This window comes from Blastococcus sp. SYSU D00669 (assembly GCF_054050715.1).
On record NZ_JBJGZV010000001.1, the window covers coordinates 344,465 to 359,296 of the forward strand.

A 14,832-nucleotide genomic window follows, 5' to 3' on the forward strand; every position below is an offset into this window, starting at 1 on the left:
GTCAGGCCGCCTTCCGCGCGCTGCGCACCGTGGCCGCCAGCGCGTCGGCGGCCAGCTCCTCGAGGCGCAGCGTCTGCGCGCCGAGGGCGGTGCCGAGCGTGCCGGCCAGCCCGAGCCGGACCGGCCCGGACTCGCAGTCGACGACGACGGCGGCGGTCCCCTCGGCGGCCAGCAGCCCGGCCGCGGCGTGCGCCCGGCCGAGGTGGTCGCCGCCGCGCGCACCGGTGGCCCGCCCGTCGGTGACGACGACGAGCAGCGGCCGCCGCTGCGGGTCGCGGACGCGCTCGACGCGCAGGGTGTCGTGCGCGCGCAGCAGCCCGGCGGCCAGCGGCGTCCGGCCGCCGGTCGGCAGCTCGGTCAGCCGCGCGGCCGCCGCCTCCACCGACCAGGTGGGCGGCAGCGCCAGCTCGGCGGTCGTCCCGCGGAAGGTGACCAGCCCGACCTTGTCGCGGCGCTGGTAGGCGTCGAGCAGCAGCGACAGGACGGCGCCCTTCACCGCGCTCATCCGCGCGCGCGAGCCCATCGAGCCGCTGGCGTCGACGACGAAGAGCACGAGGTTGCCCTCGCGGCCCTCCAGCGACGCCTGCCGCAGGTCCTCGCGGGCGATCCGCAGGCCCGGGCCGGTGCGGCCGCGGGCCACCTGGTGCGGCGCCGCCGCGCGCACGGTGTCGGCCAGGTGCAGCCTCGTCACGGTGCCGGCCGGGCGGATCGAGCCGACGACCCGCCCGCGCTCGGACCGGGCGCGGGACCGCCGCCCGGCCGCGCCCGCGCCGATGCCGGGCACCTCGAGCCGGCGGGCGCGGAACGGCTCGCCCGGGTCGACCGCGGCCCGCTGCGGCGCCGGCCCGGACGATCCCTCGTCCGCTTCCGGCGCCGAAGGCGGGTCCGCTTCCGGCGCCGAAAGCGGGTCCTCCGGTGGGGGCCCGCCGCCGTCGGGGTCGTCGTCGTCCGGCGGCCCGGGGTCGTCGGGGCGGGAGTCCTCCAGCGCCCGGTCGAGGGTGTCCTCGTCGAGGCCGGGGGCGTCGAAGGGGTTGCGCCGGCGGCGGTGCGGCAGCGCCAGGCGCGCGGCGACCCGCACGTCCTCCTCGGTCACCGCGTCGCGCCCGCACCAGGCGGCGTGCGCGATCGCGGCGCGGGCGGTCACCAGGTCGGCCCGCAGCCCGTCGACGTCGAAGGCCGCGCAGACCGCGGTGACCTGGCGCAGCGCCTCATCGGGGAGGACGACGTGCGGCAGGCGGGCGCGGGCGTCGGCGATCCGGGCGGCCAGCGCGGTCTCCTCGGCGGCCCACGCGGCGGCGAACCCGGCCGGGTCGGCGTCGTACGTGAACCGGCGGCGGACCACCTCCGCGCGCTCGGCGGGGTCCCGCGGCGCGGCCACCTCCACGGTGAGCCCGAAGCGGTCGAGCAGCTGCGGCCGGAGCTCGCCCTCCTCCGGGTTCATCGTCCCGACCAGCAGGAACCGGGCCGCGTGCCGCACCGAGACGCCCTCGCGCTCGACGTAGGCGGTGCCCATCGCGGCGGCGTCGAGCAGCAGGTCGACCAGGTGGTCGTGCAGCAGGTTGACCTCGTCGACGTAGAGCACGCCGCGGTGCGCCGACGCCAGCAGGCCCGGCTCGAACGCCTTCACGCCCTCGGTCAGCGCCCGCTCGAGGTCCAGCGAGCCGACGACGCGGTCCTCCGAGGCGCCGACCGGCAGCTCGACCAGCCGTGCCGGCCGGGTCAGCCCGGGGACGCCGGTGTCGTGCGGGCCGTCGGGGCAGGCCGGGTCGGGCGCGGCGGGGTCGCAGGCGAAGCGGCACCCGGCGACCACGTCGACCGGCGGCAGGACGGCGGCCAGCGCGCGCACCGTCGTCGACTTCGCCGTCCCCTTCTCGCCGCGCACGAGCACCCCGCCGACGGCGGGGGAGACGGCGTTGAGCAGCAGGGCCAGCCGCATGTCGTCCATGCCGACGACGGCGCCGAAGGGGTAGGTCAAGAGACCACGCGTCCTCTCCCGGGTGTCCACGCCCGGAGGTGGCAGGAAGCGACGGCGGGAGTTCCTGACTGACCGGCGGGGACCGGCTCACAGTGGCGGGACCGCGCCGGAGTCGCACCGGCTTCCTCCACTGCCGTCGCAGTTCGGGGATCATCAGACCACGGCGGTCCCGCGCGCCGACAGCCCACCCGTGGCTCGACGATCCGGAAAGCGCGTCTCGACGAGTTGGAAAGGGATGCTGCGCGCTTTCCGATATGGAAGACGGCGCCCTCGACCGCGACACCGCGGCGGCCCGGCTGGCCGTCGCCGTGCTGGGCCGACGCCGGGGCCGGCCTACGTCGCCGAGCTGCGCCGGATCGTCGGCGGGTGACGGGGGTCGCGGGAGCACGGTGAGGGCGTGGGACGACGGGGCCGGCGGCTGCTGGACCGGGCCGCCGTCGTCGTCGTGGGGGCCCTCGCCGGCCTGCTGCTCGACCTGGCGGGCGTCCCCTCCGCGCCGATCTTCGGCGGGCTCGTCGCCGGCCTCGCCCGCACGCTGCTCGGTCGCGGTGCCGACCGGGTCCCGCAGCCGGTCGGCACCGCGTCGCAGGCGCTGATCGGGGTCTCGGTCGGTTTCCTCGTCGAGTCGGAGACGCTGGGCGCGCTGGCCGAGCACTGGCTGCCGATCGTGCTGGTCACCCTCGGCACGCTGGCGGTCAGCCTGGTCGCCGGTCAGCTGATGCGCCTGCAGCGCGGCATCAGCCCGGTCACCGGCGCCTTCTCGATGATCGCCGGCGGCGCCTCGGGCATCACCGCGGTGGCCCGCGACCTCGGCGCCGACGAGCAGGTGGTCGCCGTCCTGCAGTACGTCCGCGTCCTGATCGTCCTGATCGCGATGCCGATCGTGGCGACGACGGTCTACGGCGCCTCCGGCGGCGGCGCCGCGCCGGCGGAGGACGGGGCGGGCTGGCCCGGCGGTCTGCTGTTCACGGCCCTCAGCATCGCCGCCGGCCTGCTGCTGGGCCGCCTGGCGCACCTCCCGGTGGGCTCGCTGCTCGGGCCGATGGCGGTCGCCGCGACCCTCGACCTGACCGGCGTCTCGCAGGGGGCGACCGTGCCCCTGCCGCTGGAGTGGGCCGCCTTCCTGGCGATCGGGCTGCAGGTGGGCCTGGGCTTCACCCGCGCCGACCTGCGGCTGGTGGGGCGCGCCCTGCCGCTCGCGGTGGCGCTCGTCGTCGGCAGCGTGGTCGCCTGCGCCGGGCTCGGCCTGCTGCTGTCGCGCGCGACCGGCGTCGGCCTGCTCGACGGCTACCTGGCCACCACGCCCGGCGGCCTCTACGCCGTCCTGGCGACGGCGACCGGGAGCGGGGCCGACGCCACCTTCGTGCTCGCCGTCCAGGTGCTGCGGCTGTTCGTGATGCTGTTCTCCGCGCCGCTGCTCGCCCGCAGCTGCGCCCGCGCGGGGAGCGGTGACGGCGCGGGGTGGCGGAGCGGACAGCCGCGCCGGCGTGACCTGGGAGGGTCGCGCGCCTACTGTCGAGGTCCGGATCGCAGCAGGGGAGGGGTCGAGCTGTCCGAGCGCGCGTGGGTGTCCGACGAGGTCGGCGACGAGGACGCCGTCCTGCTCTTCGTCGGCGGCCCCCTCGACGGGCGGGTGCAGATCCGCGAGGCCCGCCACGGTCAGCCGCTGCCCACCATCACGCACGTGCACCTGCACGGCGGTCCCAAGGTGGTCCACCGCTACGACCTCGAGTCACTCACCGCGCAGACCGGTGTCTACCACCTGCGCCAGCGCGCGAACTGAGTCACCGCCGCCGCAGCACGTACCCCGTGCAGCCGTAGTCGCCGGGGTGCTCGCGGCGCAGGTCGATCTCCGCCCGGGCGGCCGCCAGCGCCGCCGCCGTCCCCTCGTCGGGGTCCGGCTCGGACGAGGCGAGGGCGGCGATCCGCTCGGCCAGCGGCCCGTAGTACTCGTCCCACCAGTCGGACTCGGGCAGCAGCCGGGTGGCGAGGACGTCGTAGCCGGCCGCCTCGGCCGCCGCGACGGTGGCCGCCTCGTCGCGCATCGCGGGGTACGCCGACCAGAACCCCCGCGCGGCCTCCGACGGCGACGCTGTGGTCCACCCGACCTCCGTGAAGACCAGCGCGCCTCCGGGGACGACCGGCCGGCGCCAGGTGCGCAGCGCCTCGTCCACGCCCATGAGGTAGGCCGCGCCCTCGCACCACAGCAGGTCGAAGGCGCCGTCGGCGTACGGCAGGGCCGTCATCGAGGCGTGCTCCGCGGTGACGGCGAGCCCGCGGTCGGCGGCCGCGCTCCGGAGCCGGTCGAGGAACGGCTCGTGGGTGTCGACGGCGGTGACCTGCAGCCCCTCCCGGGCCAGGACGAGGGCGGAGCGCCCCGGTCCGCACCCGATGTCCAGCGCCCGGTCGCCGGGCAGCGGCCGGGCCAGGGCGAGCAGCTCCCGCGTCGTCGCGTCGGAGCCGACGCCCTCGCGCGGCAGGTCGGAGTGCAGGGCCCAGAACACCGCGACGTCGTCCACGGCGGGCCACTGTGCCGCACCCCGGCCGCGACGGGGAAGCGCATTCCTATCGACCGGTTGACTTCCTAACGCCATTAGGAGAATGCTCGCCGCCGTGAGCACGACCGCCCCTCTCGACCGCCGCCACCGCCGGCGCCAGGAGACGATCGAGCAGGTGCTCGACGTCGCGGTCGAGGTCATGGGCGAGCAGGGCGTCGCCGGGCTCACGCTCGGTGAGGTGGCCCGCCGCATGGGCATCCGCCCGCCGTCGCTGTACGTGTACTTCGACGGCAAGCACGCGCTGTACGACGCGCTGTTCGAGCGCGGCTGGCGGCTGCTGCTGGCCGAGATGCGCGGCCTGCTCGCCGGGTTCGGTGACGGTGACCCCGTGCGGTACGTGCACGTGTACGCCGAGGTGTTCGTGCGCTGGGCGGTCGAGCACCCCGCCTACGCGCCGCTGATGTTCTGGCGGCCGGTGCCCGGTTTCGTGCCCAGCGAGCAGGCGTACGCGCCGGCGGTCGAGCTGGCGGCGCTGGGCCGGCAGCGGATCGCCGGCCTCCGCGACGCAGGCGTCCTCGACCCCGGCGCCGACGTCGACCTGCTGTTCCGCACCTGGACGTCGGTCACCGCCGGCGTGATCAGCCAGCAGCTCGCCAACGGGCCCGGTGAGCCGTTCGAGACCGGCGCGTTCACCAGCGCCCTCCCCGACGTGGTCGCCATGTGGCTGGCCCACCACGGCGGCCCCCGCCTCCGCTCCTGATCCCTCCCCGGGAGGACCTCGATGTCCGCGAGCACCACCGTCCGACCCGCTCCCCGCCCGCCGCTGCTCGGCCGCGACGAGGCACTGCGCCTGGCCGCCTCCGAGTACGGCCGGTTCGCCGCCGTGCTGCGCCGGCTGGACCCCGGCGACTGGGAGCGGCCCACCGAGTGCACCGCGTGGGACGTCCGGCAGATGGCCGCGCACGTCCTCGGGATGGCCGAGATGGTGGCCTTCCCGCGGCAGACCGTGCGGCAGAACGTCCTCAGCACCCGCGCCGGCGGGGGTATCGACGCCCTCACCGGGCTGCAGGTGCGCGAGCGCGACCACCTCTCGCCGGAGGAGACCCGGGCGCGCTTCGAGGCGGCGCTCCCGCGGGCCGTCCGCGGGCGGCGCCGGCTGTCCCGGGTGATCGGGCGGCTGACGCTGCCCGAGGAGCAGGTCGTCGGCGAGCACACCGAGCGCTGGCGCTTCGGCTTCCTGTTCGACGTCGTGCTGACCCGCGACACCTGGATGCACCGCGTCGACATCGCCCGGGCCACCGGGCGCGAGCCCGAGCTCACCCCGGCCCACGACGGCGTCCTCGTCGCCGACGTGGTCCGCGAGTGGGCCGAGCGGCACGGCCGGCCCTACCGGCTGCGGCTGACCGGCCCGGCCGGCGGCACGTGGTCCGCCGGTCCCGACGGCGAGGACGTCGAGATGGACGCCGTCGAGTTCTGCCGCGTGCTCTCCGGGCGCGGCAGCGGTGCCGGCCTGCTCACCCAGCAGGTCCCCTTCTAGGGAGGGATCACCAGCCCTGGGTGCGGCGGGCCTCCTCGACCACCCGCTCGAACCGCGCGCGGTCGAGCGCCGCGCCCTCCCGGCGGACGCCGGGGACCGCGAGCACCAGCAGGCGGTCCAGCCGCACCTCGCTCGGGCGGCCCCGGGGATCCCAGGGGCCGGCGCCCAGGTCGGTCCAGTAGCGGCCGTACCGAGCCTCGTCGGCGGCGTCGCGGTCGTGGTCGACGCTGCTCAGCTGCAGCGCCAGCAGGTCGTCGCCGCGCCGGCCGATGACCAGCACCGGCCGGTCCTTGCCCCGCCCGTCGCCCTCGTCGAAGGGCACCCACGCCCAGACGACCTCGCCGGGGTCGGGTGCGCCGTCCGGCCGGGGGTGCCAGCCGATCTCGTCGCCGGGAGCGGGACCGCGCTCGACCGCGCGCGGCGGCTGCGGAGCGGTCGGCCGCGGCGCCTCCGGCCGGCGGACCGGCCCCCGGCGGCGGCCGAGCACCGTGCGGACGAGCCGGGTCAGGCGGGGAGCGGCCATGGGGAGCACCGTACGGACGGCGGGCGCCCCGTCGAGAAGGCGTTGCGTGCACGCCCGGACCGCGTGGCGTGCCGGATGTCGTGCACGGATCGCCTTCTCGGCAGCGGGTCGGCGCCGGGCGGCCCGATCCGTCGTCACATGAGACTCACGTGACACTCCGACACCAATTGGTTTCGAGAAGGGTTCGATCTGCCGATACGGGGGCACCATGACTGGCACGGGGTGCTGTTGACCTGCCCCCCGGGAGAGGGGGGCTCCATGAACTCGGCCGAACCCGTGCGCCCGGCCGTCCCGCGTACCCGTGAGCCGAAGGCGAGCGTCCTGGCCGCCTTTCAGCTCGTGGAGGACGCCCGCTACCTCGGTAGCGAACGCCGGACCCGGCAGGAACGAGCCCGGCTGCTGGCCGAGCGCACCGTCGCCTACCGCAAGCTGGCCCGCGACCTCAAGGCCAGCTAGCTAGCCGACGAAGAACTCGTTGCCCTCCGGGTCGGCGAGGGTCGCCCACCAGTGCGGTCCTTGCGTCCCGCGGTGCAGCTCAGTGGCGCCCGCCGCCACCAACCGGGCGATCTCGGCCTCGCGCCGCTCCTCGCCCACCCGCAGGTCCAGGTGCAGCCGGTTCTTGACCGTCTTGCCCTCCGGCACCAGCTGGAACAGCACCCGCGGTCGCCCGGGGTCGGGCGAGGTGATCGCCTGCCCCTCGCGCCAGACCAGCGCCCCGCGGTGGGTCGTGGTGTCGGCCTCCGTGGCGTGACCGGCGTCCACCATCCGGCGGATGAACGCCGCGTCCTGCGGCTCCACCTCCCAGCCCAGGGCCTCGGCCCACCAGTCCGCCAGCGCGTGCGGCGCGGCGGAGTCGATCACCACCTGGAAGTCGGTCGCCATGCCGCCGGACCCTAGGGGTCCCCGGCGACAGTTCTCACAGCTCCAGGCTCAGCGCCGCCCGCATCCGCTCGGTGTCGAGCAGCGGCATCGACTCGTCGGCGCAGTGGTCGCGCAGCACCTCGCTGAACGTCGGGAAGGCCGACCGCTCCACCCGCCGCTCCGGGTCCCACAGCCCCGACCGCATCACCGCCTTGCCGCACTGGAAGTAGGCCGAGCGGACCTCGACCAGCAGCGCCGAGCGCGGCGCCCGCCCGAACTCGGTGAGGTCGAGGTCCAGATCCCCGGCCGCGACCAGCGACCCGGTGCCGTAGACCCGCAGCGTCTCGTCGATGCCCGGCACCAGGAACATCAGCGCCACCCGCGGGTTGCCGGCGACGTTGCGCAGGCTCTCGACCCGGTTGTTGCCGGGCCGGTCGGGCAGCACCAGCCGGTGCGCGTCGAGCACGTGCACGAAGCCCGGGTCGCCGCCGCGGGGCGAGACCTCGGGCCAGCCGTCGGCGTCGGCCGTGGCGAGCGTCGCGAACGGCGACAGCGCGATGAAGGCCCGGCAGTGCGCGTCGAGCGCGCCGATCTCCTTGTCCATCGCCTTGGGGTGCGGGGTCTGGTAGCTGGCGAGGACGTCGGGGCCGGTCTGCACGGGCAAGACGCTAGCGTCCGGCCATGCCAGCCTCCTGGAGCTCCCCGGTCCGCTACGTCGAGTGCGACCAGCAGGGCATCGTCTTCAACGCGCACTACCTGGTCTGGGCCGACGAGGCCTCCAACGGCTGGCTGGAGTCGAGCGGGGTGTCCTGGGCGGAGCTCCGGGAGCGCCGGATCGAGCCGGTCGTCAAGGCCAGCACCCTGGAGTGGAGCTCGCCGGCCCGCTGGGGCGACACGGTCACCGTCGAGTCGGCGACGGAGAAGGTCGGCCGCTCCAGCGTGGTCGCGCGGTTCACCGTCCGGGTCGGCGAGCGGGTCTGCTGCGTCGTCCGCACGACCTACGTCGCGGTCGACGAGGACGGCGCGGTGCCGTGGCCGGACGACGTCCGCACCCGGCTCACCGCCGGCGTCACGCCCTAGCGGCCGGCCCCGGGCGGCAGCAGCGGCAGGTCGGCCGGGGCGCCGTCCTCGACCAGCCGCCACAGCGCGTCGGTGTCGGCGTGCTCGGCCACCAGGTCGCCGAGCGCGTCGAGCCGGGCCTCCCGGACGGCGGCGAAGTCGGTGTCCGGCGCAGGCACGAACCGCCGGCCGGTCAGCCGCGCCACCTCGGCGAGGAACGCCCGGCGGAAGCCGTCGTTCTCCAGCGCCCCGTGCCACGTCGTGCCGAACACCGCGCCGGCCCGGGCGCCGTCGAGGAAGGGCTGGGCGGGTGGGTCGTCGGAGTGCCAGTCCACCCTGACCAGCCCGTGGTGGATCTCGTAGCCGTGCACCGGCTCGCCGAAGGCGGAGCCGACCGGGCGGCCGAGCGTCTTCTCGGGCGCGAACCGCACGTCGGCAGGCAGCAGCCCGAGGCCCGGGACGACGCCGGCGCGCGACTCCACCTCGTCGGTGATGGTGCGGGCGAGCATCTGGTGGCCGCCGCAGATGCCGAGCACGGGCGCGCCGGCGGCGGCACGGCGCAGCACGGCGTCGGCGAGGCCGGACGAGCGCAGCCACGCCAGGTCGGCGACGGTCGAGCGCGTGCCGGGCAGCACGACGAGGTCGGCGTCGGCCAGCTCCTCCGGGCGCGTGGCGTAGCGGACCAGCACGCCCGGCTCGGCGGCGAGCGCGTCGAGGTCGGTGAAGTTCGACAGCCGCGGCAGCCGGGCCACCGAGACGCGCAGCACCTCCTCGCCGTGCGGCGGGCCGGCCGGCTGCGCGGCCGCGCCGACGCCGAGGGAGTCCTCGACGTCGAGGTCGAGGCCCCCGACCCAGGGAAGCACGCCCAGCGTGGGCCGGCCGGTCAGCCCGCGCAGCGCGGCCAGCCCCGGCTCGAGCAGCCGGACGTCGCCGCGGAACTTGTTCACCAGGAACCCGGCGACCAGCCGCTGGTCGGCCGGCGGCATGAGCGCGACCGTGCCGTAGAGCGCGGGGAACAGCCCGCCGCGGTCGATGTCGCCGACCACGACGACGGGCAGCTGCGCCGCGGTGGCCAGGCCCATGTTGGCGATGTCGTCGTCGCGCAGGTTGATCTCGGTGGGGGAGCCCGCGCCCTCGCACACGACCACGTCGAAGCGCGACCGCAGGTCGGCCAGGCAGCCGAGCACCGTGTCGAGCAGCCCGGCCTTCATCGGCCGGTAGGACAGCGCGGTCACGTCGGCGACCGGCCGGCCCAGGACGACGACCTGGCTGGAGTTCTCGCCGCCCGGCTTGAGCAGCACCGGGTTCATCGCCGCCTCGGGGGCCACCCGCGCCGCCGCGGCCTGCACGACCTGGGCGCGGCCGATCTCGGCGCCGTCCGGCGTGACCATCGAGTTGTTGCTCATGTTCTGCGCCTTGAAGGGCGCCACCGAGACGCCCTGGCGCACCAGCCAGCGGCAGATGCCGGCCGTGACGACGGACTTCCCGGCGTCGGACGTCGTCCCGGCGACGAGCAGCGCCCCGCCCGTCACGCCGCTGGTTCCGACGGGCTGCCCCACCCGGCCTTCTCCTGCCCCGACAGGTCGGCGATCGCGTGCATGATCCGGTCGGTCACCACCCGGCGGGCGCGCCCGTTGCCGGCCATGCCCTTCTGCTCGGGGAAGGTCAGCGGCTCCCCGAAGGTCACCGTGATGCGGGCCGGTCGCGGCCAGCGGGCGCCCACCGGCTGCACCTTCTCCGTGCCCGCCACCGCCACCGGCACGACCGGGCAGTCGGCGGTCAGCGCCAGCCACGCGACGCCGGTCTTGCCGCGGGCCAGCCGGCCGTCGCGCGACCGGGTGCCCTCGGGGTAGATGCCGAAGCCCTCGCCGTCGTTGAGCACCCCGAGCGCGGTGTCCAGCGCGGCCTGCGCGGCACGGTGCGTCTCCCGCTCGACCGGCAGCGCGCCCAGGGCGCTGAACAGCGTGCGGGAGAACCACCCGGTGACCCCCGTGCCGGTGAAGTACTCGGCCTTGGCCAGGTAGTGCACCTTGCGCGGGGCGACCGTGGGGATCGCGATGCTGTCGATGAACGACAGGTGGTTGCTGGCCAGGATCACCGGTCCGGTGAGCGGCACGTGCTCCCGGCCGGTGACGTGCGGCCGGAACAGCAGCCAGAACAGCGGCCGGACGACGAACCGGGCCAGGATGTAGAACACGCGGCGCTCTCTCCTCCTCGAAGGGGGGCGTGCGCATTCTCCCGGACGGGCCGCGACCCTCCCGACGGCGGCCCGGGGCTAGCTCATCCGGCGCGACGGCGGGCAGGCGTCGCGCAGGATCGCCCGGATGTCGTCGGGCAGCGGCGTCTTCCCGGACGCGGACTCGGTGAGCGCGCCGGCCACCTCGCGCACCTTGCGGTGCGTGTGGCTGGACATGTGCGCGAGCAGGTCGAAGGCCACCTGCTCGCTGCAGCACGTCAGCAGCATGAGGATGCCCTTGGCCTGCTCGATCGTGGCGCGGCTGGCCATGGCCTGGCGCAGCTGGTCCACCTCGAGCCGCAGGGCGGAGACGAGGTCCTCGTCGGCGGGGAGCCGCCCGGCCGGGGCCTCGGTGCGCGCGACCGGTGGACGGCCGTCGAGGGGGGCGGCGGAGGCGTGCCGCGGACCGGTGCGGGGGCGGGCAGCGGTCGGAGAGACCATCGCGGGTACTCCTGTTCAGAGGCGCACCGGCGGTGCCGACGGGACCGCGTGGCCGTGTGCTCGACGCACGTGCTCCTCCGGCCCGCGAGGGCCGGCCGCTCCGATGCAGAGGACGCTACGTCGGGTCGCCGGGGACCGCCAGCCGTGCGGGCGAGTCGCGCCGCGCGAGCCACCGGAGGCCGGCCGCGGCGGCCGCGGCGGCGACCCAGACCGCCCGCGACAGGCGGACGGCGCGACCGATGTCGGCGGCCGCGGGAAGCCGCCCGGAGCCCAGCACCGGCCGCTCCTCGACCCGGCTGCCGTAGACGTTGCGGCCGCCGAGCCGGATCCCGAGGGCACCCGCCGTCGCGGCCTCGCACCGGCCGGCGTTGGGGCTGGGGTGCGCGGCGCCGTCCCGGAGCCAGGTGCGCAGCGCGCCGGACGGCGACCCCCCGGCCACCGGGGCGCAGCCCACGGTCAGGGCGGCGGTGACCCGGGCGGGCAGCCAGCCGAGGACGTCGTCGGTGCGCGCCGCCGCCCAGCCGAAGCGCGCGTACCGGGGGGAGCGGTGGCCGACCATCGCGTCGAGGGTGTTGGCCGCCCGGTAGGCCAGCAGGCCGGGCAGCCCGGCGACCGCGCCCCAGACGAGAGGGCCGACGGCGGCGTCGGCGGTGTTCTCGGCGACCGACTCGATCGTGGCGCGGGCGAGCTCGGGCTCGTCGAGGTCGCTGGGGTCGCGCCCGGCGAGCGCCGGCAGCGCGGCCCGGGCGGCGGGCAGGTCCCCGGCGGCCAGGTGCTGCTGCAGGGTCCCGGCGGCCCGGCCCAGCGAGGTGCCGCCGAGGACGGTCCAGGTGACCGCCGCGGTGACCAGGGCGCGGGGAACCGGCCGCCGGCGGGTGGCCCGGTCCAGCGCGACGCCGAGGCCGGTGGCGGCGGCAACCAGCCCGCCGGCGTACGCGCTGCCGGCCCCGCGGCCGTCGCGCCACGCCCGCCGCTCGAGGGCGAGCGCGAGCCGCCCGAACCCGGCCACCGGGTGCCCCCGCCGGGGGTCGGCCAGCAGCAGGTCGGCGGCGGCGCCCAGCGCCAGCCCGGCGGCGATCGGATCTCCCACGCCGCACATCGTGCCGACCACGCCCGCGAAGGCCGTCCCTAGGATCGGCGGACATGCGCCTGCCCGGCCGTTACGACGGCACCGCCCGGCCGATCGTGACGTACGGCAGCGACCCGGTCCTGCACCGGTCCTGCGCCCCCGTGACCGTCTTCGACGAGGCGCTCCGGCGGCTGGTCCTCGACATGTTCGCCAGCATGCACGCCGCCGACGGCGTGGGGCTGGCGGCCAACCAGATCGGCGTCGACGCCCGGGTCTTCGTCATCGACTGCCCCGACGCCGACGGCGAGGACGTCGTCGGCTACGTGGTGAACCCGGTGCTCACGCTGCCCGGACCGGTGGGCGGCGAGCCGGCCGAGGAGGTCACCGAGGAGGGCTGCCTGTCGGTGCCCGGCCCGTACGCCGATCTGCCGCGCGCCTTCCGGGCCCGGGTGGACGGCGTGGACGTGAAGGGGCAGCCGGTGACGATCGAGGCGACGGGCATGGCGGCGCGCTGCCTGCAGCACGAGGTCGACCACCTCGACGGCACCGTCTACGTCGACCGCCTGCCCGAGGAGACGCGGGAGCGGCTGCTGGCCGAGGCCGCCGGACCGAGAGGGGACCTGCCGGCATGAGCGAGCTCGCCACCGACGCGCCCGTCGTCGTCGTCGGCATCGGGGCCGACGGCTGGGAGGGGCTGGCACCGACCTCGCGCGTCGAGGTGGAGCGGGCCGAGGTGCTGATGGGCAGCGGCCGCCAGCTCGACCTCGTCCCGCCGTCGGTCACCGCCGAGCGGGTGCAGTGGCCCTCGCCGATGACCGAGGCCCTGCCCGGCCTGTTCGAGACGCACGCCGGCCGCGCCGTGGTCGTCCTGGCCAGCGGCGACCCCATGCTGTCGGGGATCGGCACCACGCTGACCCGGCTGCTCGGCCCGGAGCGGGTGCGGGTGCTGCCCGCGCCCTCCTCGGTGTCGCTGGCCTGCGCCCGGCTCGGCTGGGCGGTGGAGGACACCGAGGTGGTCAGCCTGGTCGGCCGGCCGATCGAGCTGCTGCACCCGCACGTGCAGCCGGGCCGCCGGCTGCTGGTCCTCGGGTCCGACGGCGGCACGCCGGCCGAGGTGGCCGCGCTGCTCTCGGCCCGCGGCTACGGGCAGAGCCTGCTCACGGTGCTCGGCGGGCTGGGCGGGCCGGACGAGGAGGTGCGCACGGGCACCGCGGCGACCTGGTCGCAGCCGGCGTCGGCGCTGGTGGTCACGGCCGTCGAGTGCCGGGCCGAGCGCGGCACGATGCCACTGCCCACCACGCCCGGCCTGCCCGACGGCGCCTACGAGTCCGACGGCCAGCTGACCCGGTCGGAGGTCCGGGCGATCACCCTGTCCCGGCTCGCCGCCGTCCCCGGGCAGCTGCTGTGGGACATCGGCGCCGGCTCGGGGTCGATCGGCATCGAGTGGATGCGCGCGCACAAGACCTGCCGGGCGGTCGCGGTCGAGGCGGCGCAGGAGCGAGCCGAGCGGATCGTCCGCAACGCCACCCGGCTCGGCGTCCCGTACCTGCGGGTGGTGCACGGCCACGCGCCGGACGTGCTGTCGCGGCTGCCCAAGCCCGACGCGGTGTTCATCGGCGGCGGGCTGACCACGCCGCTGCTGCTCGACGCCTGCTGGGACGCGCTGCCGGTCGGCGGCCGGCTGGTGGCCAACGCGGTCACCGTCGAGAGCGAGGCGGTGCTCGGCACCTGGCACGCGCGGGTGGGCGGGGAGCTGGTGCGCGTGGAGGTGCAGCGCGCCGAGCCGGTCGGCTCCTTCACCGGCTGGAAGCCCGCCATGCCGGTGACGATCTGGAGCGTCACGCGCTGGTGACCGTCCACTTCATCGGCGCGGGCCCCGGGGCCGCGGACCTGGTCACCGTGCGGGCGGCGCGGCTGATCGCCTCCTGCCCGGTCGTCCTCTACGCCGGCGCGCTGGTGCCCCGCGAGCTGCTCGACACCGCCCGCCCGGACGCGCGGCTGGTCGACACCGCCGACCTCGACCTCGACCGGATCACCGCCGAGCTGGTCGCCGCGCACGAGGCCGGTCTCGACGTCGCCCGCCTGCACTCCGGCGACCCGTCGGTCTACAGCGCGATGGCCGAGCAGATGCGCCGGCTCGACGCCGCGGGGGTGCCCTACGACGTCGTCCCGGGGGTGCCGGCGTTCGCCGCGGCCGCGGCCTCGCTGAAGCGGGAGCTGACCGTGCCGGGGGTGGGGCAGACCGTCGTCCTGACCCGGACGTCGGCGCGCTCGACGCCGATGCCGGCGGGGGAGCAGCTGGCCGCGTACGCCGCGACCGGCGCGACGCTGGTGCTGCACCTGGCGGTGCAGCGCCTGCGCGAGCTGGTGCCCGAGCTGGTGCCGCACTACGGCGCGGACGGTCCGGTCGCGGTCGTGGCGCGGGCCAGCCGGGACGACGAGCTGGTGCTGCGGGGCACGCTGGCCGACATCGCCGGGCAGGTCGAGGAGGCCGGGGTGAAGCGGACGGCGGTGGTCGTGGTCGGCCCCGTGCTCACCGCCGCGCAGTTCCCCGACAGCCACCTCTACTCGACGACGAGACCGCGTTGAGCGGCCCCCTCCCGGGTCCCGCCCCGAGCTTGCGAGGGGTGGGG

The 14,832-nt window shown here is 76.6% G+C and carries 17 protein-coding genes and 1 riboswitch; of the genes, 8 read left to right on the forward strand and 9 right to left on the reverse strand.

Translation table 11 applies throughout. The features are described from left to right. Position 1: 1 nt before the first annotated feature. On the reverse strand, positions 2-1,975 hold the full coding sequence (locus ACI8AF_RS01655; RefSeq protein ID WP_456537910.1) for a putative cobaltochelatase: 1,974 nt from the start codon (positions 1,973-1,975) through the stop codon (positions 2-4). 36 nt (positions 1,976-2,011) lie between these two features. Further along, a riboswitch (cobalamin riboswitch) is annotated at positions 2,012-2,128 on the reverse strand. A 244-nt stretch (positions 2,129-2,372) separates the two neighbouring features. Here ACI8AF_RS01655 and ACI8AF_RS01660 point away from each other — a divergent pair. Then, the gene (locus ACI8AF_RS01660) at positions 2,373-3,758 is read left to right on the forward strand and encodes an AbrB family transcriptional regulator (RefSeq protein WP_456537911.1); all 1,386 of its coding nucleotides are present in this window, start codon (positions 2,373-2,375) and stop codon (positions 3,756-3,758) included. Position 3,759: 1 nt separating this feature from the next. Here the strand turns inward: ACI8AF_RS01660 and ACI8AF_RS01665 are convergent, their stop codons facing one another. Continuing rightward, entirely contained in the window at positions 3,760-4,494 is a 735-nt protein-coding gene (locus ACI8AF_RS01665; RefSeq protein ID WP_456537912.1) for a class I SAM-dependent methyltransferase, read from the reverse strand. Positions 4,495-4,588: 94 nt separating this feature from the next. On the opposite strand from ACI8AF_RS01665, the gene ACI8AF_RS01670 reads away from it, so the two are divergent. Together ACI8AF_RS01670 and ACI8AF_RS01675 are read left to right on the forward strand one after the other, a co-directional pair. Continuing rightward, a complete protein-coding gene (locus ACI8AF_RS01670; RefSeq protein WP_456537913.1) occupies positions 4,589-5,233 on the forward strand; it encodes a TetR/AcrR family transcriptional regulator in 645 nt (214 codons plus the stop codon). Positions 5,234-5,254: 21 nt separating this feature from the next. Beyond that, complete coding sequence (locus ACI8AF_RS01675; protein ID WP_456537914.1) at positions 5,255-6,010, forward strand: maleylpyruvate isomerase family mycothiol-dependent enzyme; 756 nt, start codon at positions 5,255-5,257, stop codon at positions 6,008-6,010. 7 nt (positions 6,011-6,017) lie between these two features. Here the strand turns inward: ACI8AF_RS01675 and ACI8AF_RS01680 are convergent, their stop codons facing one another. Further along, the gene (locus ACI8AF_RS01680) at positions 6,018-6,533 is read right to left on the reverse strand and encodes a type II toxin-antitoxin system PemK/MazF family toxin (protein WP_456537915.1); all 516 of its coding nucleotides are present in this window, start codon (positions 6,531-6,533) and stop codon (positions 6,018-6,020) included. Between the two features lie 258 nt (positions 6,534-6,791). On the opposite strand from ACI8AF_RS01680, the gene ACI8AF_RS01685 reads away from it, so the two are divergent. Beyond that, a complete protein-coding gene (locus ACI8AF_RS01685) occupies positions 6,792-6,989 on the forward strand; it encodes a hypothetical protein (protein WP_456537916.1) in 198 nt (65 codons plus the stop codon). On the opposite strand, the gene ACI8AF_RS01690 is transcribed toward ACI8AF_RS01685, so the two are convergent. Both ACI8AF_RS01690 and ACI8AF_RS01695 read right to left on the reverse strand, forming a co-directional pair. Then, a complete protein-coding gene (locus ACI8AF_RS01690) occupies positions 6,990-7,415 on the reverse strand; it encodes a VOC family protein (RefSeq protein WP_456537917.1) in 426 nt (141 codons plus the stop codon). A gap of 34 nt (positions 7,416-7,449) precedes the next feature. After that, on the reverse strand, positions 7,450-8,052 hold the full coding sequence (locus ACI8AF_RS01695; protein WP_456537918.1) for an MSMEG_1061 family FMN-dependent PPOX-type flavoprotein: 603 nt from the start codon (positions 8,050-8,052) through the stop codon (positions 7,450-7,452). Between the two features lie 23 nt (positions 8,053-8,075). On the opposite strand from ACI8AF_RS01695, the gene ACI8AF_RS01700 reads away from it, so the two are divergent. Next, a complete protein-coding gene (locus ACI8AF_RS01700; RefSeq protein ID WP_456537919.1) occupies positions 8,076-8,474 on the forward strand; it encodes an acyl-CoA thioesterase in 399 nt (132 codons plus the stop codon). Here the strand turns inward: ACI8AF_RS01700 and ACI8AF_RS01705 are convergent. The 4 genes from ACI8AF_RS01705 to ACI8AF_RS01720 all read right to left on the reverse strand — a co-directional run bounded on the left by ACI8AF_RS01705 (position 8,471) and on the right by ACI8AF_RS01720 (position 12,220). After that, on the reverse strand, positions 8,471-10,012 hold the full coding sequence (locus tag ACI8AF_RS01705; RefSeq protein WP_456537920.1) for a cobyric acid synthase: 1,542 nt from the start codon (positions 10,010-10,012) through the stop codon (positions 8,471-8,473). The two genes, ACI8AF_RS01700 and ACI8AF_RS01705, sit on opposite strands and share 4 nt — an antisense overlap. Next, complete coding sequence (locus tag ACI8AF_RS01710; RefSeq protein WP_456537921.1) at positions 9,982-10,650, reverse strand: lysophospholipid acyltransferase family protein; 669 nt, start codon at positions 10,648-10,650, stop codon at positions 9,982-9,984. The genes ACI8AF_RS01705 and ACI8AF_RS01710 overlap by 31 nt, the downstream gene beginning before the upstream one ends. A 78-nt stretch (positions 10,651-10,728) precedes the next feature. Further along, a complete protein-coding gene (locus ACI8AF_RS01715; RefSeq protein WP_456537922.1) occupies positions 10,729-11,130 on the reverse strand; it encodes an ANTAR domain-containing protein in 402 nt (133 codons plus the stop codon). A 115-nt stretch (positions 11,131-11,245) separates the two neighbouring features. Beyond that, the gene (locus ACI8AF_RS01720) at positions 11,246-12,220 is read right to left on the reverse strand and encodes a cobalamin biosynthesis protein (protein ID WP_456537923.1); all 975 of its coding nucleotides are present in this window, start codon (positions 12,218-12,220) and stop codon (positions 11,246-11,248) included. A 53-nt stretch (positions 12,221-12,273) separates the two neighbouring features. Between ACI8AF_RS01720 and def the strand changes: the two genes are divergently transcribed. The 3 genes from def to cobM are packed head-to-tail and all read left to right on the forward strand — an operon-like array spanning position 12,274 to position 14,788. Then, on the forward strand, positions 12,274-12,831 hold the full coding sequence (gene def / locus ACI8AF_RS01725) for a peptide deformylase (protein ID WP_456537924.1): 558 nt from the start codon (positions 12,274-12,276) through the stop codon (positions 12,829-12,831). Then, a complete protein-coding gene (gene cbiE / locus ACI8AF_RS01730; RefSeq protein WP_456537925.1) occupies positions 12,828-14,051 on the forward strand; it encodes a precorrin-6y C5,15-methyltransferase (decarboxylating) subunit CbiE in 1,224 nt (407 codons plus the stop codon). Before def ends, cbiE begins: the two co-directional genes overlap by 4 nt. Next, positions 14,048-14,788: a precorrin-4 C(11)-methyltransferase gene (cobM, locus tag ACI8AF_RS01735; protein WP_456537926.1), complete on the forward strand. Its 741-nt coding sequence runs from the start codon at positions 14,048-14,050 to the stop codon at positions 14,786-14,788. Before cbiE ends, cobM begins: the two co-directional genes overlap by 4 nt. The last annotated feature ends 44 nt before the right edge of the window (positions 14,789-14,832 follow it).

Bases quoted from the DNA above. Each gene is read 5' to 3' on its own strand.
- ACI8AF_RS01675 (WP_456537914.1), top strand. From the start codon at position 5,255: ATGTCCGCGAGCACCACCGTCCGACCCGCTCCCCGCCCGCCGCTGCTC.
- ACI8AF_RS01680 (WP_456537915.1), bottom strand. From the start codon at position 6,533: ATGGCCGCTCCCCGCCTGACCCGGCTCGTCCGCACGGTGCTCGGCCGC.
- ACI8AF_RS01685 (WP_456537916.1), top strand. From the start codon at position 6,792: ATGAACTCGGCCGAACCCGTGCGCCCGGCCGTCCCGCGTACCCGTGAG.
- ACI8AF_RS01690 (WP_456537917.1), bottom strand. From the start codon at position 7,415: ATGGCGACCGACTTCCAGGTGGTGATCGACTCCGCCGCGCCGCACGCG.
- ACI8AF_RS01700 (WP_456537919.1), top strand. From the start codon at position 8,076: ATGCCAGCCTCCTGGAGCTCCCCGGTCCGCTACGTCGAGTGCGACCAG.
- ACI8AF_RS01715 (WP_456537922.1), bottom strand. From the start codon at position 11,130: ATGGTCTCTCCGACCGCTGCCCGCCCCCGCACCGGTCCGCGGCACGCC.
- def (WP_456537924.1), top strand. From the start codon at position 12,274: ATGCGCCTGCCCGGCCGTTACGACGGCACCGCCCGGCCGATCGTGACG.
- cbiE (WP_456537925.1), top strand. From the start codon at position 12,828: ATGAGCGAGCTCGCCACCGACGCGCCCGTCGTCGTCGTCGGCATCGGG.